The sequence below is a fragment of the Parasalinivibrio latis genome, from assembly GCF_036825535.1.
GTDB classification, from domain to species: domain Bacteria; phylum Pseudomonadota; class Gammaproteobacteria; order Enterobacterales; family Vibrionaceae; genus Parasalinivibrio; species Parasalinivibrio latis.
Genome location: NZ_CP098813.1, coordinates 152761 through 172757, shown reverse-complemented (window position 1 = coordinate 172757; position 19997 = coordinate 152761). Strand labels below are relative to the sequence as shown.

General features: G+C 47.1%; 17 protein-coding genes. 8 read left to right on the top strand and 9 right to left on the bottom strand.

Features of this window, described 5'->3' with window-relative positions; translation table 11 throughout:
- The first annotated feature begins 321 nt into the window (after positions 1–321).
- Together NF212_RS17995 and NF212_RS17990 are read left to right on the top strand one after the other, a co-directional pair.
- On the top strand, positions 322–2682 hold the full coding sequence (locus NF212_RS17995; protein ID WP_434362056.1) for a Lon protease family protein: 2361 nt from the start codon (positions 322–324) through the stop codon (positions 2680–2682).
- 159 nt (positions 2683–2841) lie between these two features.
- Complete coding sequence (locus tag NF212_RS17990; protein ID WP_434362055.1) at positions 2842–3987, top strand: hypothetical protein; 1146 nt, start codon at positions 2842–2844, stop codon at positions 3985–3987.
- 6 nt (positions 3988–3993) lie between these two features.
- On the opposite strand, the gene NF212_RS17985 is transcribed toward NF212_RS17990, so the two are convergent.
- The 3 genes from NF212_RS17985 to NF212_RS17975 are packed head-to-tail and all read right to left on the bottom strand — an operon-like array spanning position 3994 to position 6639.
- Positions 3994–5043: a glycosyltransferase gene (locus tag NF212_RS17985; RefSeq protein WP_434362054.1), complete on the bottom strand. Its 1050-nt coding sequence runs from the start codon at positions 5041–5043 to the stop codon at positions 3994–3996.
- Complete coding sequence (locus NF212_RS17980; protein WP_434362052.1) at positions 5040–5804, bottom strand: sulfotransferase; 765 nt, start codon at positions 5802–5804, stop codon at positions 5040–5042. The genes NF212_RS17985 and NF212_RS17980 overlap by 4 nt, the downstream gene beginning before the upstream one ends.
- Positions 5791–6639, bottom strand: a complete 849-nt coding sequence (locus NF212_RS17975) for a polysaccharide pyruvyl transferase family protein (RefSeq protein ID WP_434362051.1) — start codon at positions 6637–6639, stop codon at positions 5791–5793. The genes NF212_RS17980 and NF212_RS17975 overlap by 14 nt, the downstream gene beginning before the upstream one ends.
- Before the next feature lie 321 nt (positions 6640–6960).
- Here NF212_RS17975 and NF212_RS17970 point away from each other — a divergent pair, with 321 nt between their 5' ends.
- Complete coding sequence (locus NF212_RS17970; RefSeq protein ID WP_434362050.1) at positions 6961–7308, top strand: hypothetical protein; 348 nt, start codon at positions 6961–6963, stop codon at positions 7306–7308.
- A gap of 163 nt (positions 7309–7471) precedes the next feature.
- Positions 7472–8707 carry a peptidase T gene (gene pepT / locus NF212_RS17965; protein ID WP_434362049.1) on the top strand — a complete coding sequence of 412 codons (1236 nt, stop codon included), beginning with the start codon at positions 7472–7474 and terminating at the stop codon, positions 8705–8707.
- Between the two features lie 72 nt (positions 8708–8779).
- Here pepT and NF212_RS17960 read toward each other — a convergent pair whose 3' ends face one another.
- From NF212_RS17960 to zwf, 4 genes are all read right to left on the bottom strand, one after another.
- Positions 8780–9073 carry a putative quinol monooxygenase gene (locus NF212_RS17960; protein WP_434362048.1) on the bottom strand — a complete coding sequence of 98 codons (294 nt, stop codon included), beginning with the start codon at positions 9071–9073 and terminating at the stop codon, positions 8780–8782.
- A gap of 207 nt (positions 9074–9280) precedes the next feature.
- Positions 9281–10729, bottom strand: a complete 1449-nt coding sequence (gene gnd / locus NF212_RS17955) for a decarboxylating NADP(+)-dependent phosphogluconate dehydrogenase (RefSeq protein ID WP_434362047.1) — start codon at positions 10727–10729, stop codon at positions 9281–9283.
- 11 nt (positions 10730–10740) lie between these two features.
- Positions 10741–11457 (bottom strand): 6-phosphogluconolactonase, encoded by a 717-nt coding sequence (pgl, locus tag NF212_RS17950; protein ID WP_434362046.1) that lies wholly within the window; start codon positions 11455–11457, stop codon positions 10741–10743.
- 1 nt (position 11458) lies between these two features.
- Positions 11459–12955 (bottom strand): glucose-6-phosphate dehydrogenase, encoded by a 1497-nt coding sequence (gene zwf / locus NF212_RS17945; protein ID WP_434362045.1) that lies wholly within the window; start codon positions 12953–12955, stop codon positions 11459–11461.
- 332 nt (positions 12956–13287) lie between these two features.
- On the opposite strand from zwf, the gene NF212_RS17940 reads away from it, so the two are divergent.
- Positions 13288–14280 (top strand): 2-hydroxyacid dehydrogenase, encoded by a 993-nt coding sequence (locus NF212_RS17940; protein WP_434362044.1) that lies wholly within the window; start codon positions 13288–13290, stop codon positions 14278–14280.
- 313 nt (positions 14281–14593) lie between these two features.
- Here NF212_RS17940 and NF212_RS17935 read toward each other — a convergent pair whose 3' ends face one another.
- Together NF212_RS17935 and NF212_RS17930 are read right to left on the bottom strand one after the other, a co-directional pair.
- Positions 14594–15178 (bottom strand): TetR/AcrR family transcriptional regulator, encoded by a 585-nt coding sequence (locus NF212_RS17935; protein ID WP_434362043.1) that lies wholly within the window; start codon positions 15176–15178, stop codon positions 14594–14596.
- Between the two features lie 171 nt (positions 15179–15349).
- Entirely contained in the window at positions 15350–16273 is a 924-nt protein-coding gene (locus NF212_RS17930) for a DMT family transporter (RefSeq protein WP_434362042.1), read from the bottom strand.
- 301 nt (positions 16274–16574) lie between these two features.
- Between NF212_RS17930 and NF212_RS17925 the strand changes: the two genes are divergently transcribed.
- The 3 genes from NF212_RS17925 (at position 16575) to NF212_RS17915 (ending at position 19978) form a co-directional block, all read left to right on the top strand.
- Positions 16575–17183, top strand: coding sequence for a glutathione S-transferase family protein (locus NF212_RS17925; RefSeq protein WP_434362041.1), 609 nt, complete (start codon positions 16575–16577; stop codon positions 17181–17183).
- An 84-nt stretch (positions 17184–17267) separates the two neighbouring features.
- Positions 17268–17936: a glutathione S-transferase family protein gene (locus tag NF212_RS17920; protein ID WP_434362040.1), complete on the top strand. Its 669-nt coding sequence runs from the start codon at positions 17268–17270 to the stop codon at positions 17934–17936.
- Positions 17937–18166: 230 nt separating this feature from the next.
- Positions 18167–19978: an extracellular solute-binding protein gene (locus NF212_RS17915; RefSeq protein WP_434362039.1), complete on the top strand. Its 1812-nt coding sequence runs from the start codon at positions 18167–18169 to the stop codon at positions 19976–19978.
- Positions 19979–19997 lie beyond the last annotated feature (19 nt).

Below are 19997 nucleotides of genomic sequence, written 5' to 3'. Positions count from 1 at the left end.
TAGCTTCTTCGTGGCTGTAATTTAAAAATCAGCCATGATGATAAAAGAGTCAATTCGATGGCAGGTTAAAACGGCAAATATCAGGGAATAAGAAACCTGTCTTTGATGTGAGATGTCCTGATGTGAAGCTTTAAAATTTCAGGCATGGCGCTGACAATAAGTGTTCAGTTGAGCATTGCGGCATAGTTTGAGGGAACACAATGTATGAAAAGTCACCAGTTGGATACCTGTTCAGGGCACTAAACCGAACGTGAGTCACGCCTTTGTCACAAATAACCCTCTAGACTTAAGGACAACATAATAAAAATCATAGGGATATCTATGCCAATAATGTCATTGACGCATCAGGATGTGTATCGCGAAGCTTCTCTGTCTTTGCTGGAATCAAAGACAACGAAAACCCTGGAGCCACTTGACGAGATCATTGGCCAGGACCGAGCGAAACAGGCCGTCGCGTTTGCGATGTCAATGAAGGAGAAGGGTTACAACATTTACGCCATTGGTGCTAATGGGCTCGGTAAACGCACCATGATTTTGCGTTACCTCAATCGACACCAGAAAGATGACCAGACAGTTTATGACTGGTGTTACGTTGCAAACTTCAAAGAAGCCCGTGAACCTAAAGTGCTTTGCATGCCTGCAGGGCAGGGAAGTGAGTTCCGGTCAGATATAGAGAAACTGATGACCAAACTGGTCAAGTCTCTGCCGCTGGCGTTTGACAATGAACTCTACTTTGCTCGATCAGAAAAACTCAAAACCCAGCTGAGCCAGAAGCAGGAAACAGCACTGGCCGCTATGAATGAAGAAGCGCTGAAGAAGCATGTCAGCCTGAGTATTACCGCCCAGGGAGAGTACGAATTCGTTGCCATGAACGGCGAGGAGCCTCATACCGAAGAAACCTTCATGGCGTTAACCTCAAAAGAGCGGGCGAAATTTGAATCCAGCATCAACCACCTGGAGCTGAAGTTAAGGAACCTCGTCCGTGAACTGACCGAGTGGGAAGATGATTTTTCTGAAAAAGTACAGAAGCTTAATGAAGAAACTGCATTGAGCGTTGTTGCTCCCCAGGTTAAAAACCTGAAAGAGAAATATCACGGTATAACCGAAGTGAAAACTTTCCTGGGGGATATGCAAAAAGATATCGTCGATAACCTGGATATCTTCCTTCAGGCGAGTGACGAACAATCAGAGTTGTCTTATGCCACGTTGGAGAAGAAACTTCCCCGCCGTTATCAGGTTAACGTCATGGTTTCACACGCCCATGACAACTTCCCGGTGGTGGTGGAGGAAAGCCCCAACTACCATACCATCTTCGGGTACACCGAAAATGCCACCTACAAAGGTACGGTTTTCACAGATTTTTCCCTTATTCGGGCAGGGAGCCTGCACAAAGCAAATGGCGGTGTGCTGTTGATGGATGCAATTAAGGTTCTTGAGCGTCCATACGTTTGGGATGGCCTTAAGCGAGCTTTGCGTTCACGTCAGCTCAATATGAACTCTCTGGAGCGTGAGGTAACGCTGACCGGTACCATTTCTATGGAGCCGGAGCCGATTCCTCTCAACGTGAAGATTATACTTTTCGGCGATTACCATACCTATCAGTTGCTACAGCATTACGATGCCGAATTTGGTGAGCTGTTCCGCGTGACGGCTGACTTTGAAGATGACATGAACCGTACAGACGCATCGGAATTGCAGTATGCCCGCTTTATCTCGAGTATCGTTCATGACAACGGTATGCTGCACTGCGACCGGCAGGCGATTGGACGCATTATTGAGTTCAGTTCACGGCAGGTTGCGGACCAGAATAAGCTTTCTCTGCACTCGGCTGATATTGCCAATTTGTTGCGGGAATCCAATTATTGGGCCAAGGAAGCAGGGTCAACGACCATTCGTGGCAAGCATGTTGAAAAGGCGTTGGAGAGTCAGGAAAACCGGGTGAGCCGTTTGCGTGACAATGTCATGGAGAACTTTATCAACGGTGTCACCCTGATGGAAACCAAAGGGAAAGCGATAGGCCAGGTGAATGCACTTTCAGTGATCACGACCAATGATCACAGTTTTGGTGCGCCCAACCGGATTACAGCGACCGTCTCCTACGGTAAGGGCGAGGTGCTCGATATTGAACGCAAGGTCCGTATGGGGGGGAATATACATTCCAAAGGCGTGATGATTCTGTCTGCTTACCTTGCATCGCTGTTTGGCAAAGAGCAGAAAATCCCGCTGACCACTCACCTGACATTTGAGCAAAATTACGGAGGCGTAGACGGGGACAGTGCTTCGATGGCGGAGCTTTGTGCCATAGTTTCCGCGTTTTCTGGTCTGCCAATGCGTCAGGATATTGCCATCACAGGGTCGATGAACCAGTTTGGCCAGGCTCAGCCGATTGGTGGCGTGAACGAAAAAATCGAAGGTTTCTTTGATGTTTGTGGGATAAAAGGACGCAAGTCTACCCAGGGTGTCATCATTCCGAGAACCAACGTTCATCACTTGATGTTGCGAAAGGACGTACGACAAGCCATAGAGAAAGGCACTTTCCATATCTGGGCGATTGATCATGTATCGGAGGCTGTTGAGCTGTTTATGGGAAGGCCATCAGGAATCGGTGCTAAGAAAATATCCGAAGACTCTGTTATCGCTGCGGTATTTAAAAACCTTGATAAGTTAAGAGATGAGCAATAATCCCTCTTAACTTTTTGACAAAGGTTTCAATCGGATAAACCCCGTCTCGGCGGGGTTTTTTATTGCCGTTAAGACAATGGCTAATTTAGCCCGCGATTATGATTTTTCCTTTTGTGTACGTTGTACATAGGGGATCAAACAGTGATCGTTTTGAGAAGCTTGAAAACAATTAAGGAACGGGGACTTGTCACTGTCAGTGTCGATATTTTGGGAGCTAACACCTTTGTTTTTCAACTGCCTGAGGAAGTTGAGGGCTTCATAGACACTGAATCTGTTGATGCCTTTTTGTTGCTATATATCTGGCATGCAATGGAGTTGGGGGTACCGTTGACAGTGGATGCGCCGGTTTCTAAAGCACTTACGGAGAACATCGCGGGGCTCCAGGATGTTTTTGCGGGTCTTTGTCCGTCGCTGAAAATAGTAAAAATAACCTGCAATAATCCCCAATCATCATGGAATAGGCGGGATACCCTAAAATCAACAGGTTTCAGCGGTGGAGTAGACAGTTGGTTTACCCTCTGTAGTGCAATACAAAAAAACTCCCGGTTTGACTGTCTTTTATTCTCAAATACCGGGCAACACGGGGTTCACCGTGTAGGGGAAGTGTTTGAATCCCGCTATAAAACAGCACTTGAGGTGATGTCTACTGTTTCGACACCATTGATAAAGGTTGATACCAATATTGATGAAGTGCTCCTGAACAACTTTATGCAGACTCATTCCATCCGGAACCTTGCCTGTGCCCTGATGTTACAGGGAGGTATCGGGAGCTACCTATACTCGTCAGCTTATGACTTTATTCCGGAGAGAATTTCACCAAACAGAGATATGGCGACAGTGGAGTTCTTCCTTTTTCCATTGATTAAAACGGAACGCATGGCGGCGAAAACTGCCGGGCTCGGCTTATCGCGAACAGGGAAGCTGGTTTATCTGGCTAAGCGGCCGGAGTTTAACGGGAAGCTCTATGTTTGTACCGAAAAGCGGATACCGGCGCGGAACTGTGGTACCTGTTTTAAGTGCAGAAGGACGCTGTTGCTGCTGAGTTATCTGGGGCTTGAGTCCATTATCGACGCAAGTTTCGATTCACCTGCTTTTAAACGCCGAAAACGAGCCATGGAACTGGGTGTGCTGGTAGCGGCTCAAACAAGTGTTCCTGAACATGAAGTCGCAGACATTATTTACCGGGACTGGGGAGTCCGCGCGGTGTTTATTAAACCAGTAATCGCCGTGCTGGCTGCAATCAAAGCCTATTTACCTAAAGCTTTGGAATGGCGGATAAAAAACAGATATCCCTACCTTTGGTGAATTTGTTTATTTTGAATTACCTGCTGTTTTGCATACTTCTTCGGAAGCGGGCTCGCCAGGCCGGATAAACAGACTTTTTATAAACAGGAAAGTTGAACCGAGCAACCACTTCCAGGAAAACTCCCAGCTAAGCGCCAGTTTTGCCATTCGGAATGCTCGGGGTATTTCCCGCTGGGAGAGAAAGATAAGCGTCAGTTGTTTAGCCGCAAAACAAGCACCTCTGCGTGCACTCTTAATAACTTCAGGATTATTGTGGGTGATGGCAAGCTGCGAAAATAAACTCAACCGGGTTAATAACTTGTCACGATCTGTGAGCATATTGGATGCGCTGGCGAAACGTTTTGCCGGAATTCGGTGTTCAGCGACTACTGAGGGGTAATGAAGCATAAGGTTGCTGTGACCGATCAGACGCAAAAAAAGCTCCATGTCCTCTTCGTAAAACAGGTCTTTTCTAAATCCTCCAAAGCGGGAGAGCAGCTCATGGCGGTAAAAAGTAATGTTTAGATGAGGGAAACCTCCATGCTGGTAGAAGTAAGCGGGTGTAACTGTAAAAGGCTGGCAGTTATGGCTACTGGAGCATTCTGCATTATAAGAGGGACTTTCGCTTGTAAAAGGGTAGGAGAACCAGGTTGTTTTTGTCACCGTACCTTCTGAATCAACAGCCCGCTGGTCAGCAAAAACAATGTCCGGTTGCAACTGCGGCAAATGAGCTGCGAGAGTCCGCAAATAGCCACTATCAGTCCATATGTCGTCGTCATCGCAAAAGCCGATGTAGTCACCGGAGGCATGATGAATACCAAGGTTGCGGGCCATGGATGGTCCCAGAGCAGGAAATGCGGCTCCCACCCCAGGGAAAAATCTAACCCTGTCCCCGTAAAGATGTTTCAATGCCAAAAAATGCTTGTTGTAAACACTGAGGTTTTTGTCGGAAGAGCCGTTGTTTACAACAATGACTTCAAGATTGGCATAGTCCTGAGCCAGAACAGAACCAATGGCCTGAGCAGCCAGCTCCGGTCGATTTGATGTCGCAATGATAACGGTAAACCGGATACTCATGCTGTCTCTTTGTCCGTTTTCCAATACGCATCCATCAGCCAGCCGCAGTGTTGCTGCAACTTGTCGGACACGAAATTCGGGTCGAGTCTGGACAAAATGGAGTCAGCTTTTGTCATCTGGTTGGTATGGATGGGTTGCAGAGCTTCTTTCAGACCGAGAAACTGGCTGATTTCTGCCAGTTTGTGACTGATGTCTTCGGTACGAATAACAAGCTGTTGGGAAGGAGGGATACTTTCAAACAGAATACGGTATTGCTCGCTGTACTGGGCGAGATATGCATCCAAAGAGTAAAGACTATGTTGTTCTAAAGTCAGCTCGTGTTTGCTGAATCCCTGGTGATGGCGTTGCCATATAAAGTCCCGGTAAGGTTGCCACTCAGTAGGTTGCCGGTTGGCATGGAAGCTTATACGCGATGCCAGCCAGGAGTCGGGATCGCGGACAGTAATGATGAATTTTGCGTGGGGATAAAGCGCAACCAGTTGGGAAGCAAGGTAACCAAGTGGATGCGACGATTCAAATTCAAGGTTCAGTTGCCTGTCCCTTTTCCGGATGGCATTGATGCATGCGCTGTCAGAAATTTTACCCTCAAGATAATCCATGACCAGCAGGGTGGTTGAAGGCGTTTCCGGCTCATGGGCCGCACGGAGGTGGGGCGTCATCATGTGGGAGAGAGATGTGGTTCCGGTTTTGGCCGCGCCCAGGCAATATCCCTGAACTTTTCGGGGGCGAAGGCTCGCAAGAGTTTGTTTAATGCTGTTCACACATAGCTTCCTGTATCAACTGTTCCCGGGTAAATGCAAGGCAATGTTGTAAGGCATCTTGCTTGGCACGTAACACGCTGTCTGTACTCAGTGAGAAACGTCCCTTTATGGCCAGTTTTCTGAGTTGCTGTCTCAGCAGGTGCCGTTTAATGGTGTGCGAGGCAAAAGAGCGGATACCATCAACTTCTCCCGGCCATAAGGGAGGTAACGAAGTCAGTGATATGTCTAATGAAAGTGACAATCCCCAGTCCTGCCATTTAAACGGCAATATTTCAGGAGAGGTACTTACGCCAAGCCAGGGTGTCCTGTAAGCATCAGCGAATATGGCACCGTGCAGGGATGATGTGATCAGTCTGTCTGCACCGGCGATAGCTGAGAACAAGGTGTTCTGGTCATCAGAAGGGGAGATGTAACGCCATCCCAGAGATTCCACCAAATCACGGTAGTTGGGTGAATCAATGCCAATATGGGGCATGAAAGCAATACCGGAACGAGCGGAGGGAAGCTCATCTGGTTTTTTTATCAGGGGTATCAGGGCACCGGGGTCTGTAATGGACAGTGTTTTACTGAGCCCCAGAATTTTTGCAGTCAGTGGCCCACGGACACAGGCTACCTGCCACCTGTTGTCGATAGTGATATTCCCGTATCCAGCACCACTTCCTATAACCAGATAACGCTCTGCATGTGGCAGTTTATCATTCAGGACGGTGCCTATACCGACCAGTAAGGTTTCCGGTTGGTAAGCCAATACATCACCCAACCACCATTTCCAGAACCAGAGATTGATATCGTCACCAACGTTAGGGCGTTGACAGATATGATGGTGAATTTTCACCCTGCCTCCTTTGTAAGGAAGCGGGTTGTCGCGAAAACAACATTCATAGCCATAGCGTAAACGGTCCTTGTCTTTTTGATGATGCCAACACGAGGTCAGAAAAACTGTGCAACCTTCGAAAAATGAAGGTCTTCTTTTTATGACCAGTGTATTCGCTGTTAAGGGCGGAATTAGTGTCATCAGTGAGACATTGTGGAACCAAATCTCGCGTCTTGTCGTAAGGATCATTAGACAGAACAATAAAATACAATTGGTTGTTTTTTGCGCAAAAGTGAGAATGGGTGTTAAAGTAATCAATGAGACGGTGAAAGGACTGAAACTATGTCTACGCGAATTAACGGTAATTCTTCGCCGATGATGTGGCAGGCACGTCAGAATGAAGAACGGATGGATCAACTTCGACAACGCAAAGAGGTTGAACGGCAAAATCAGGCATCCAGTGCCCGAGAAGAACGGGAAAAGGAGCAGGAGCATAAGCGTGCCGAAGAAGCTCAACAGGTAAGTCGTGACCGTGGTGACTACAAAAACCTGATAGATCGTGTAGCTGACCAGGAAGCTAAAAAGGCCAAACTGTCCGCATACACCCAACAACAGCAAGCACTGTTGAAACAGGTAGAAAAAGCCGTAAAACCTCAGGATGAGGATTCAAGCTATCAATTCAAGGTCTGAACTTCATTTCCTGATTTACTATATATTATCAATTCAATAACTTAGCACTTCTTGCTTAGCGATTCTTCCTGCATCGCTGTGAGCCACTTAACACTTCCTTTGTATATGTGCATGTATGCTTACTGGCACAAAAAGTACGTATTTTGACCTCTAAGAAAGTGCCATGAACATTGTCGATCGTTTTATTTCCTACACAAAAATCAACACTACGACCAACCGAGAAAACGGTGCAGCCGGCATCATGCCATCAAGCCCCGGCCAGAGGGAACTGGCAGAGCAACTCAAGCAAGAACTGGAAGCTTTGGGCCTGGAAGACATTGTACTGAATGACCGAGCCATTCTTACCGCGACGTTGCCTTCAAATATTGATACGGACCTGCCGACCGTCGCTTTTTTCTCCCATTTGGACACCAGTGCGGAGCAGACAGCGGATACCAAAGCCCATATTGTTAAGTACGAGGGTGGAGATGTTGTGCTGAATACGGAACAGCACATCCTGATGCCTCTGGAGCAGTTCCCGGAACTGAATGACTACGTAGGGCAGGACCTGATTGTTACCGATGGTACCAGCCTGTTGGGTGCTGACGACAAAGCCGGTATCGCTGCTATCATGCATATGTTGCAGCACTTCAAAGCGAATCCTGACATTAAACACGGCTGTGTGAAAATTGGTTTCGTACCTGATGAAGAGCAGGGGTTACGCGGAGCCAAGGCCTTTGATGTTGAGTCGTTCGGAGCCGATTTTGCTTATACCCTGGATTGTGGCGGAATTGGCGAATTCGTTTATGAAAACTGGAATGCGGGTGATGTTGTTGTAACGTTCATCGGCCAATCGGCACACCCGATGTCTGCAAAAGGAAAGTTGAAAAATTCCCTGCTGATGGCCCATAAGTTTATTGCCATGTTGCCGCCAGGGGAGGCCCCGGAATATACCGAAGGGCGAGAGGGATACTACTGGGTTAAAGAACTCAAAGGAAACAGTGCCCAAACCGTCCTTAAAATGGATGTGCGTGATTTTGATCGTAAAGGTTATCACTGCCGCATGGCTTTCCTTAAACAACTGGCAGAGGCCTGTGAAGGTTTGTGGGGGGAAGGTTCAGTTGAAATTACACTGGCAGACCGCTATGAAAACGTTAAAAACAGCCTGGAAGGGGATGCAAGCTTCCCTATTGATATTGCAAAGGATGCCTACGCACGTTGTGGTATTGAAGTAAAACCTTTGCCAATGCGAGGGGGATACGATGGTGCGGTGTTGTCACAAAAAGGATTACCTTGTCCGAACTTGTTCACCGGGGCACACAACTTCCATTCTATTTACGAATTTCTTCCTGTGAAGTCACTGCAAGCAGCAGCCGATGTGCTGGTGGAAATTGTAAAGGTGACAGCAGAGCGCCGGTAACCCAAACCCGTCGCCAACTTAATAAAGCAATGCCGGGCAGGTTTTCCCGGCATTGCCAATTTCTGGTGACGATCAGGGCTCAACCGGTTCGCAGGGCCGGACTGCAATTGACTCGATAACATCATTTTCTGCACGGAAATGGCGAAAGTCTTCCATATGAGGTGCAGTTTTATGGGCATCCAGCGCCGATTTTGACTCCCAAATTTCATAAATCATAAAGCGGTTCAGATCCCTGCTGTCCTGGTGCAGGTCATAGCGCACACAGCCGCCCTCGCTTCTGCTGCCTCGCACTAAATCCAACAAGGCACTCTTTAACGGTTCATCACATCCAGCTTTTGCCACCATTTCCGCAAACAAATAGATCATTTTCAGTTCTCCTTCACCCGGTACCCAAGTGATTTTGTGTCATTTAAGTACCAAAATTCTCATTATTGGCATGAGTTTTTGTTTCCATCTTAACGGGTCAAGGCGGAAATCTGTATATGGAGCAGGTGGGTGTGCGTATTGATGATTATGTGGGGCGTAAAAAAACAGGGGCACGGAGGCCCCTGTTTGGAATCAGTGATTGATTGCCTAGCTGTTGTACGTGGTAGAGACTGTATCCCCACCTTTACCTGTCCAGTTGGTGTGGAAGAACTCGCCACGAGGACGATCAGTACGCTCGTAGGTATGGGCACCGAAGTAGTCACGTTGAGCCTGGAGCATGTTTGCCGGCAGGCGGGCAGTTGTGTACCCGTCAAGGAATGTCAGGGCGGAAGACATGCCTGGCATCGGTAGGCCAATTTCAAATGACTTAGCGACGACCTTGCGCCATGCCCCCATACAGTTTTCCAGAATGGTCTTGAAGTATTCGTCAGATCCCAGGAATTTCAGGTCTGGGTTCTTTTCATACGCATCACGGATGTTGCCAAGGAATGCACTGCGGATGATGCAGCCACCACGCCATAGCAGTGCAACGTTACCGTAGTTCAGATCCCAGTTGTATTGCTCAGATGCTTCGCGAATCAGCATAAAGCCCTGCGCGTAAGAGATGATCTTAGAAGCCAGCAGTGCCTGACGAAGACTTTCCAGCCACAACGCTTTGTCACCTTCAACCGTGCCGATTTTATGCTGGAACAGGGTCGAGGCTTCTTCACGCTCTTCTTTGCGTGCTGACAGTGCACGGGCAAATACAGATTCGGTGATCAGGGTCAGAGGGATACCGAAGTCCAGAGCATTGATGCCTGTCCACTTGCCGGTGCCTTTCTGACCCGCAGTGTCGAGGATTTTTTCAAGCACAACGTCGCCGTCTTCATCGCGGTAGCCCAGGATGTCAGCACTGATTTCGATGAGGTAGCTGTTCAGCTCGGTCTTGTTCCAGGCTTCCAGCGTCGCCTGCATTTCCTCGTGGGACATGCCGAGGCCTTCCTTCATAAAGTGGTAGGCTTCGCTGATAAGCTGCATATCCCCATATTCAATGCCGTTGTGAACCATCTTCACAAAGTGACCGGCACCCTCGCGGCCAACCCAGTCACAGCAAGCTTCACCGTTGTCGGTCTTGGCAGAAATTGCCTGGAAAATAGGTTTGATAGCTGGCCAGCCGGCAGGGTTACCACCGGGCATGATAGATGGTCCGAAGCGGGCACCTTCTTCACCGCCGGATACACCAGCGCCAATAAATACAAGGCCTTTCTCTTCCAGAGCCTTCACGCGGCGAGTGGTGTCCGGGTAATTGGAGTTACCACCGTCGATAATGATGTCGCCTTCTTCCAATAAAGGTGCCAGTGCATCAATAAACTGGTCAACCACGTCACCGGCACGCACCATCAGCATGACTTTGCGCGGTTTCTCGAGCTTTTCAACCAGGTCTTCCAGCGAGTAAGCACCGACAATGTTGGTACCTTTTGCCGCACCATTCAGGAAGTCATCAACCTTGGACGTTGTACGGTTGTAGGCCACCACGCGGAAACCGTTGTCATTCATGTTGAGGATAAGGTTTTGGCCCATTACAGCCAGGCCAATTACACCGATATCACCTTTCATTCTTTAACTCCTTATGCCAGTGCTTTTGCTGCAGCGGCATCTAAATACCATTCAGTTTTGCCGTGGGTGGATTGAATATGTGCTGCCGGGTAGGGCAGGTCATTGCTTGGGGAGCTGTGAATAGCTTCCACCATTTCTGCTTTTCCCGCGCCCAGCACCAGGTAGCTGATTCGTTTCGCGTTGTTCAGAAGGCGGGCACTTTTAGAAACGCGTAGCTGCCCGCTCTGTGGGTGAGCGGCTACGATTGCTAAAGCCGACTCATCGTAATTTGTCTGTCCCGGGAAGAGTGAGGCAGTGTGGCCGTCATCGCCCATGCCGAGCAGGATCCAGTCAAAAGCAGGCAGGCCATTTTCAGCCGGTACGACGGCTTCAATTTCGGCCGCCAGGCGTTTGGCTTCCTTTTCAGGGGCTTCCTCCCCGTGGATCCTGTGGATGTTTTCTTCGGGAATATTGATTTTCCTCAGCAGAAGTTCGTTGGCTTCGCCAAAATTACTTTCCGCGTCATCTGGTGTCACACAGCGCTCGTCGCCCCACCAGAAATGGAGGTTATTCCAACTGATTGTGTCAGCCCATTCCGGCTGAGAAAGCAGCTTGAATAACAGCTTAGGCGTACTACCGCCAGAGAGTGAGATATGAACCGGGCGGCCTTGTTCACTCAGGCTTTTCATTGAAGATGCCAGCTCGTTGACGACGGCATCTGCGTTATCAAAGATGCGGAGATCTTTCATATTAAAGCTCGCAATATTCTGTGTTGGTAAGGTTCTTACACGGGAAACGCCACTCACGACTATCGCGCTTGAGCAGATCGTCCGCTTCTTTAGGTCCCCAGGTGCCTGCTGCATACCCGAAAAGCGCATCCGGGTCTTGCTTGTAACCGAGGATAGGTTCTACAAATTCCCAGCAAGCTTTCACCGCATCAGAGCGGGCAAACAGCGTCGCATCACCTTTTATTGCGTCGAGAAGCAGGCGTTCATATGCGGTAAGTAGCTGAGATTCTTTCAGATCCTGGTAATGGAATTCCATCGAGACTTCTTTGGCTTCAAAACCGGCTCCCGGTTTCTTCAGCCCGAAGCTCATCAGGATACCTTCATCCGGTTGGATACGGATAATAAGCTTGTTCTCAGGCGCATTGGCACCAAAGACCGGGTGAGGGGTTTTCTTAAAGTGGATAACCACTTCCGTTACACGGGTTGGCAGTCGCTTACCGGTACGTACATAGAATGGCACCCCATTCCAGCGCCAGGTATCTACGAACATCTTCAGGCCGATGTAGGTTTCGGTGCGGGAATCTTCTGATACACCCGGTTCTTCACGGTATCCCGGAAGATCTTCACCGCGCACTGTGGATGCAGTGTACTGGCCGAGTACCAGGTTGTTTTTCAGGTCTTCATCACTCAGTGGCTTGAAGCTCTGCATTACCTTGGTGACTTCATCACGGATGGAATCTGCGCGAATGGCAGCCGGTGGCTCCATGGCGACCATCCCAAGTACCTGGAGCAGGTGGTTTTGGAACATATCACGGACTGCACCGGAACCATCGTAGTAGCCGCCACGACCTTCTACTCCCAGGAATTCTGCCCCTGTAATTTCAACGTAATCGATGAAGTTACGGTTCCAGAGTGGCTCAAACATGCCGTTGGAGAAACGGAATACCAACAGATTCTGTACTGTTTCCTTACCCAGGTAGTGGTCGATGCGGTACAGCTGGTTTTCGCGGAAGCGTGTATGCAGTTTGGCATCCAGTGCTTCTGCTGACGCAGTGTCGTAACCAAAAGGTTTTTCAACGATAAGGCGCTTCCAGCCATTGCTTTCGTCATGAAGCCCTTGGTTGGCAAGGCATTCCGGAATTACACCATAAAGGCTTGGTGGTGTAGCCAGATAGTAGAGGTTGTTGTTACCGGTATGGTGCTTCTCGCTCAGACGATCGAGACGGGTTACCAACTGGCCGTATTCACTGCCATGCGCCGGATCCATCGAGAGGTAATAGATATGCTGGCAGAATCGGGAAAGTGTTTCTTCATCCACTTTCTCGTTGTCACGCATAAAATCAGCCAACTTCTCTCGGAAGGCTTCGTCTGAATATTCGGTACGGCTGACGCCAAGGATAGAAAAATCCTCAGGCATCATATTGTTTGCGTACAGGTGATAGAAGGCGGGGATTAGCTTTCGCTTTGTCAGGTCACCTGACGCGCCAAAAATCACGATATTGTTGTTCTCTTTCGCCATAAGGTTTTCCCTGCGGTCACCACGTTTAATTTGTGGGCGAGTGATTAGGCTTCAATTGAGTAGGTCATTAATAAGAAACGGCTTCTAAGATAACAGCTTTTTTCAGTAAGTCATGTTCGGTTCTGCCTATCCATGTAATAGGTGGTTGTATATCGCACCATTCCAGGTTAAAAGCGCATCGCTCTTGGGTCAGGTTAGTTGAAAACACTCCTTTCTGCCTGCGTTTCCGGGGCTTCTGGGGATAAATCACCCCATGAAATTCATGGTTGAAATTTCACTCGTAATTTGATTTAAATCACACTTAATATATTTGTGTGATAAATGGTGATGCAATGAAATTGGCAGTTTTCAGCGCAAAGCAATACGACCGCCGCTACATGGAACTGGTTAACAACTCTTTTGGTTATGAGTTGGAATTCTTTGATTTCAGGTTGGACAAGAAAACAGCAAAAATGGCGGAAGGTGCTGATGCAGTTTGCATCTTCGTCAACGATGCAGCTGATGAGACAGTGATTGCCAAGCTGGCGGGTATGGGCATTAAACTCATAGCTCTTCGTTGTGCCGGGTTCAACAACGTCGACCTTGAAGCGGCTAAAGCGTACGGCGTTACAGTTGTACGGGTTCCTGCCTATTCTCCAGAAGCAGTTGCAGAACACACTGTTGGTATGATGCTGACCCTAAACCGGCGCATCCACCGGGCCTACCAACGTACACGGGATGCAAATTTCTCTCTGGAAGGGTTAATTGGATTCAACATGTTTGGTCGGACAGCTGGGATTGTGGGAACCGGCAAAATCGGTGTTGCTACAATGCGCATCCTTAAGGGATTCGGCATGCGAATTCTGGCATTTGACCCTTTCGAAAACCCGGCTGCTATAGAATTGGGAGCTGAGTATGTTGACCTGGATACATTGCTGCGAGAGTCAGATGTGGTCTCTCTTCATTGCCCACTAACCAAAGACAACCGCCATATGCTTGATGCCGGTGCGTTCGAGAAAATGAAGAATGGTGTGATGATCATAAACACCAGCCGTGGGCCATTGCTTAATTCTGCTGATGCCATAGAGGCGCTTAAACAAGAAAAAATCGGGGCACTTGGCCTGGATGTCTATGAAAATGAGCGTGATCTCTTCTTCGAAGATAAATCAAATGATGTGATTAAAGACGATGTATTCCGCCGTCTTTCAGCCTGTCACAACGTACTGTTTACCGGCCACCAGGCGTTCCTTACTCAGGAGGCGCTGACAAGCATTGCAGAAACCACATTTGAAAACGTCCGTCAGTTCCTCACAGGTAATCGTTGTACTAACAGTGTGATTGACTAATAAGTTAGACTTTGACGCGGTTCTCAACGTGCGTTGAGCCATCGGCGTATATTCTTCTTGAACATGGTATTTCGTTGAGATGTCTTGGCATGAAGAACCGGGAGTTTGTAGATTACCGTGCGAAGTTGGGCTCACTTACCCGTCGACAGAGATTGATTCTGAAAAATGCGCTGGAAGACAGGCCGAGTACTTTTTTAGAGGGACAGAGTAATAGCCCGCAGGATAGTCGTTCAATTCTGACTGACAGTGAGTGGGAAGCACTCAAAGACATATTCTAACCGATAACTCCGCATGGTTGTTGATGCGGAGTTTTTTATGATTTCAACGAATCCAAGTACTCAAAAGCAACGTTTTTTGCCGCTTCAACGTCTTCATACCGCTCGCATTTCCCCAAAACCCGGAAACCCTGCATTTGCAAGAGGATAAAGGATGCGGTTTGAGGGATGTTGACATCCGGTTTGATTTGACCGAAAAGCTTGGCATTTTCCAGCGCATGGGTCATTGTTTTAATAATAAAATCAAACAAGCGATTTCCGGCAGCTAAAACAAATTCATCGGTGAGACATTTTTCTAACAGGGCATTTTGCATAAAGCACCCCTCCCTCTGCTCTTTCTGCAGAGCACAGAAGCGGCTTAGATAGTCAAAAATTGATTCTAAGCCGGAGTCTTCACCGAAAAATGCATCCAAGCGTGGGCAGGAATAAGTATTGAGGTAGTATTCCAGTGTTTCATGGTACAAGGTGTGCTTATCACCGTATGTGCTGTAAAGGCTGAACCTGTTAATACCCAGTCGTTCAACCAAATCAGACACGGATGTTTCTGCATACCCCTTTTCCCAGAATAGGTGCATTGCCTCAATAAGTTTGTCTTGCCTGTCAAAATTCTTTGTTCTTGCCATAATTCATCACAATAGAGCGGATAATTGACCAAAGAATCACAGTTATTAATTGGTTATTATAGACCCGTGATATAGCATCATATACTACATCACTAGTATCCAGAAACAAAAGCTTCATATTAAAAAGTATGTTAACGATATTAAGATTAAATAACACTGCATAAATTAGGGTTAATGCGATTTTTTTGGTGTGCGTAAGCTTGAAATAAAAATTCCTACGACAATTAAAACCACACTTACCAGATGGTACACATATAGTCGTTCGTTGAGGAACAAAATTCCCAAGCCTGCTGATGAAAGAGGGATAAGATGGTTAAAGAGAGAGCCACGCGCGGAGCCTAAAGCATCCAACCCTCGATTCCAAAACCAGTAGGAAAGCGCTGATGGGCCGATAGCCAGATAGAGGATACCTAACCAGTTTTTAATCGAGAGCGATGACAAATCTTGGATACTTTGGCCAGTCATTTGTAGTTCAATTAGCCATATCGGGGTCAGTAATAGAACACCTATAGTCAGTGATGCACCAAGAAAGGCACCGGTTTTTAATCCCTGAGGTTTCAATCGGGCCAGGCTACAGTAACATGCCCAACTAAACGCGGAGGCAATCGCCCATAGGTCACCGTCGTTGAAGTTAAGGTCGATTAGTACGCCAGGATTTCCTTTGGCGAGCAACCAGAGCACCCCTAAAAATGCTATACCGCTTCCTAATCCTATTCGCATTGTAAGTTTTTCTCTATAAAACAGAAAATTAAGAAGGAGTACAAAAAGGGGGACTACCGAAAGATAGAGCGCAGCGTTCAATGACGTTGTCGTTTGGAGACCTTTGTAAAGCGTTGTTGGGAAAAGAATGACACCCAAGACAGCGAGGACAGATATTCGCAGTATCCCACTTGTAATCAGTTCCCATTGGTCGATTATTCCGCGTAAACAGAAACAGACAACCAGCAAAGCGGCAGGTGTCCACCGAAGCCAAGCCAACGTCACAGGATTGACGTCAGTACCCATTATTTTTCCGACAACGTAATTTCCTCCCCATAGCAAGGCAGCAAAAATTAAATACAAGTAGGCGGAATGCTCGATACGGGGATTCGTCATATCTCTAATAAATGCCTAATAATCTAAACAACAATATTTCAGCGACAGGGTATAAATCAATATACCTGTGAAACAAGGAATAATGATTTTTTTGGAACTGTGATATTGCAATATGAAACAAGAATATTATTCCGGCGTATCCTTGTATCTGTCTCAAGTTAGCAAACTCAGGATTTCAGACAGTTAGCAAGCCGCGAATTTATAACTTAAGGTTCTATTGATAGTAATTTTGTTGCTTGACCGCCATCGCAAAGGTGATTTAGATTAAATTCAGAACGAGCGTTCAGATTAAAGGATTGAAATGAAAATTTATGAGCTTGCACCAGCACCAAGTGCGCGTCGAGTCAGTATTTTCCTGGCGGAAAAAGGCATTACTGTTGATCGAGAGAATGTTGATATTCGGGGTGGAGAGAATCTGTCTGAGGCCTTTATTGCTAAGGCAGTAAACGGACGTATTCCTGTTCTTGAACTGGATGATGGAACGACAATCTGTGAATCTGTTGCAATCTGCCGGTATTTTGAGGAACTGTACCCGGAAAAAATGCCTTTATTTGGTGGTACTGCACTTGAAAAAGCAAACGTGGAAATGTGGCATCGGGTTGTGGAACTCGAGGGATTGTTTGTTGCGTTCCAGTCTTTCCGAAATATTACTGGAATCTACAAAGACAGGGAAACCTGCAGCGAAGAATGGGGGCAGATTTCCTTGGACCGTCTTAAAGCGTTCTTGCCTAAATTGGAAAAACAACTCGGTTCAACCACCTATATCGCGGGAGATTTTTTCTCGATAGTCGATATTACCGCTTTCGTGATGTTTGGGTTTGCTAAAAACCTGGAAGTGGTGATTGACGATAGCCTGCCGAATACTCAGCGCTGGTTTGAGTTGGTTTCTGAAAGACCTTCAGTTCAATAAGTGCCTTTTACCCAATCAACTCGTGAAGAATCAAGGACCTCACAGTGATTAGGGTATATCGTTCCACTAATAAAGGAATGTAGCATGATCGATCTTTATACCGCCGCTACACCTAATGGCTACAAGATATCTATTGCACTGGAAGAGATGGGACTGGACTATGAAGTCCATCATCTTGACCTGATGTCTAACGAGCAGAAACAACCGGAATTTTTGGCGATAAATCCCAATGGAAGAATCCCTGCGATTATTGACCGGGATAATGATGATTTCGCGGTCTTTGAGTCCGGCGCTATTTTGTTGTACCTGGCAGAGAAGACCGGAAAATTTCTTCCTGAAGATCCGAAAAAACGTTCTCAGGTTATTCAATGGCTGATGTTCCAGATGGGGGGAGTCGGCCCGATGATGGGGCAGGCAAATGTCTTCTACCGTTATTTTCCGGAAAAAATTCCTGCCGCTATCGAACGTTACCAGAAAGAAGGTCGCCGGCTGTTTGAAGTCATGAATGGACAGTTAGCGGACAACAGATACCTCGCGGGTGATGACTACACCATTGCAGATATGTCTACCTGGCCCTGGGTACGTATCCATGAGTGGAGTGGTGTTGACATTACCGGACTGACCCACCTGAAACGCTGGCTTGATGAGCTCGCGTTACGCCCCGCCTGCCAGGTGGGTATTTTGACTCCGCCTCCTTCAGAGCTAACAGATGAAGAGAGGGCAGAGCAAATAAGAAAGATGGTCACTCGCTAGACCATTCTTGATCCCTCTTGCTGCCGGAAATCCGGCAGCTTTTTTTAATTGTCTTTTCTCTCAGACAGTTGACCCATCCTGAATCCCATTTTTGTTGAGTAACCATGAAAACGGTTGTCGATCTCTCATCTCTGTCCTATCGTAGAGTAATGATATTTAGAATATTTTCTTATTGAATGCAGTAAATTACTGACGTGGACAGATTGTCCGGATGGAATTGGAGAGATAGGATGCTGAAAAGACTCGCCTATGGATTGTGTTTAGGGCTGATAAGCGGAACCCTCTCAGCCGCAGAAGTTATCGAAACAACCAGTATTGCCGGATTCGGTACCCCAAAATACTCTAATAACTTCTCCCACTTTGACTATGTAAACCCAGATGCTCCAAAAGGCGGACGAGTTAGTTTTGCGGTGTTGGGCACGTACGACAATTTTAACCGCTTTGCTTCCCGAGGAGATGCAGCGGTTGGTACTGCTGGGCTGTATGACAGCCTGATGACTTCTTCCAGTGATGAAGTTGACTCATATTATCCATTGGTTGGAAGAAATTTCCGCTACGCATCAGATTACAGTTGGATGGAAGTAGAGTTCCATCCTGCGGCTCGTTTTCATGATGGAGAGCGGATTAAACCCTCAGATATGGAATTTACCTTTACAAAATTCATGACTGAAGGGGTTCCTTTCGTTAAGGACTACTACAAGGAAGTGAAGTCGGTTAAAGCAATTGATGACCGTAAAGTGCGCATAGAGATGGACCCTCCAAGCAAAGATAAACTCTTTGCAATGATGACATTGCCAATCCTCCCTGAACACTATTGGAATGACAAAAACTTTTCTGAACCATCTGACGCCCCCCCACTAGGCAGTAGCGCCTATAAAATCACTGACTATAAAATGGGACAAAGCATTACTTATACTCGGGTTAAGGATTATTGGGCAAAAGATCTACCGGTAAATGTAGGGCGTAATAACTTTGATGTTGAGCATTATGATTACTACCGTGATGAAACGGTAATGGTTGAAGCGTTTAAAGCAGGGGAGTACGACCTTCGAGAAGAAAATTCGTCCAAACGCTGGGCGACTGCATACAACGGTGTAAACTTCGACAAGGGTTTTATCCATCGTGAAGAAATTGCGCATGAAAAGCCACAAACTATGCAAGGCTTTGTGTTTAACACCCAACGTCCGGTTTTTTCTGACCCTCGTGTTCGGGAAGCATTAGGATATGCTTTCGACTTCGAGTGGACAAATAAAAATCTGTTCTTCAGCCAGTATTCTCGTACTCGTAGCTATTTCCAAAATACTGATTATGAAGCGGTTGAATTGCCTGACAAAGCTGAACTGAAGGTTCTTGAACCGATAAAAGATAAAGTACCGTCCCGAGTATTCACTGAAGTATATCAGCCCAATATAACTGATGGCTCTGGCCGTATTCGTGGTGAGATGCGCAAGGCATTCGGATTGCTTAAGCAGGCGGGATGGGAGCTCAATAATAAAGTGATGACAAACCGAGAAACCGGAGAGCCTCTGACTTTTGAGCTGTTGATTTACAGTCCTTCCACTGAAAGATATGCGATTCCATTGCAGGACAACCTGAAATCTATGGGCGTAGAAATGAAAATACGCACCATAGATACAACACAGTACTTAAAACGCATGAGAGATCGTGATTTCGATATGATTTCTCGTGTTTATGCAGCGAATCCCTTCCCATCGTCAGGTTTGCTGCTCCGTTGGAACAGCAAATATATTGACAGTACATACAATTCTGCAGGTGTCATGGATGAAGCGGTAGATTATTTGACTGACCAGATAGAAGCTTCGCAGGATGAACCCGAAAAACTATTGTCTTTGGGGCGAGCATTGGATCGCGTTCTACAATGGAACTTTTATGCTATTCCTCAGTGGCATTCTTCCTCTTACAGGGTTGCTTACTGGGATAAATTTGCACGTCCAGAGATTATGCCAAAATACACGCTTGGCTTAGATACCTGGTGGCTGGACACCAATAAAGCTGCCAAATTGCCAGAGAAACGCCGCTAACTTGTTGTATCCGGTCGTG

Coding starts and splice junctions, on each gene's coding strand:
- NF212_RS17995 (WP_434362056.1), top strand. CDS start 322: ATGCCAATAATGTCATTGACGCATCAGGATGTGTATCGCGAAGCTTCT.
- NF212_RS17985 (WP_434362054.1), bottom strand. CDS start 5,043: ATGAGTATCCGGTTTACCGTTATCATTGCGACATCAAATCGACCGGAG.
- NF212_RS17970 (WP_434362050.1), top strand. CDS start 6,961: ATGTCTACGCGAATTAACGGTAATTCTTCGCCGATGATGTGGCAGGCA.
- pepT (WP_434362049.1), top strand. CDS start 7,472: ATGAACATTGTCGATCGTTTTATTTCCTACACAAAAATCAACACTACG.
- NF212_RS17960 (WP_434362048.1), bottom strand. CDS start 9,073: ATGATCTATTTGTTTGCGGAAATGGTGGCAAAAGCTGGATGTGATGAA.
- gnd (WP_434362047.1), bottom strand. CDS start 10,729: ATGAAAGGTGATATCGGTGTAATTGGCCTGGCTGTAATGGGCCAAAAC.
- pgl (WP_434362046.1), bottom strand. CDS start 11,457: ATGAAAGATCTCCGCATCTTTGATAACGCAGATGCCGTCGTCAACGAG.
- zwf (WP_434362045.1), bottom strand. CDS start 12,955: ATGGCGAAAGAGAACAACAATATCGTGATTTTTGGCGCGTCAGGTGAC.
- NF212_RS17940 (WP_434362044.1), top strand. CDS start 13,288: ATGAAATTGGCAGTTTTCAGCGCAAAGCAATACGACCGCCGCTACATG.
- NF212_RS17935 (WP_434362043.1), bottom strand. CDS start 15,178: ATGGCAAGAACAAAGAATTTTGACAGGCAAGACAAACTTATTGAGGCA.
- NF212_RS17930 (WP_434362042.1), bottom strand. CDS start 16,273: ATGACGAATCCCCGTATCGAGCATTCCGCCTACTTGTATTTAATTTTT.
- NF212_RS17925 (WP_434362041.1), top strand. CDS start 16,575: ATGAAAATTTATGAGCTTGCACCAGCACCAAGTGCGCGTCGAGTCAGT.
- NF212_RS17920 (WP_434362040.1), top strand. CDS start 17,268: ATGATCGATCTTTATACCGCCGCTACACCTAATGGCTACAAGATATCT.
- NF212_RS17915 (WP_434362039.1), top strand. CDS start 18,167: ATGCTGAAAAGACTCGCCTATGGATTGTGTTTAGGGCTGATAAGCGGA.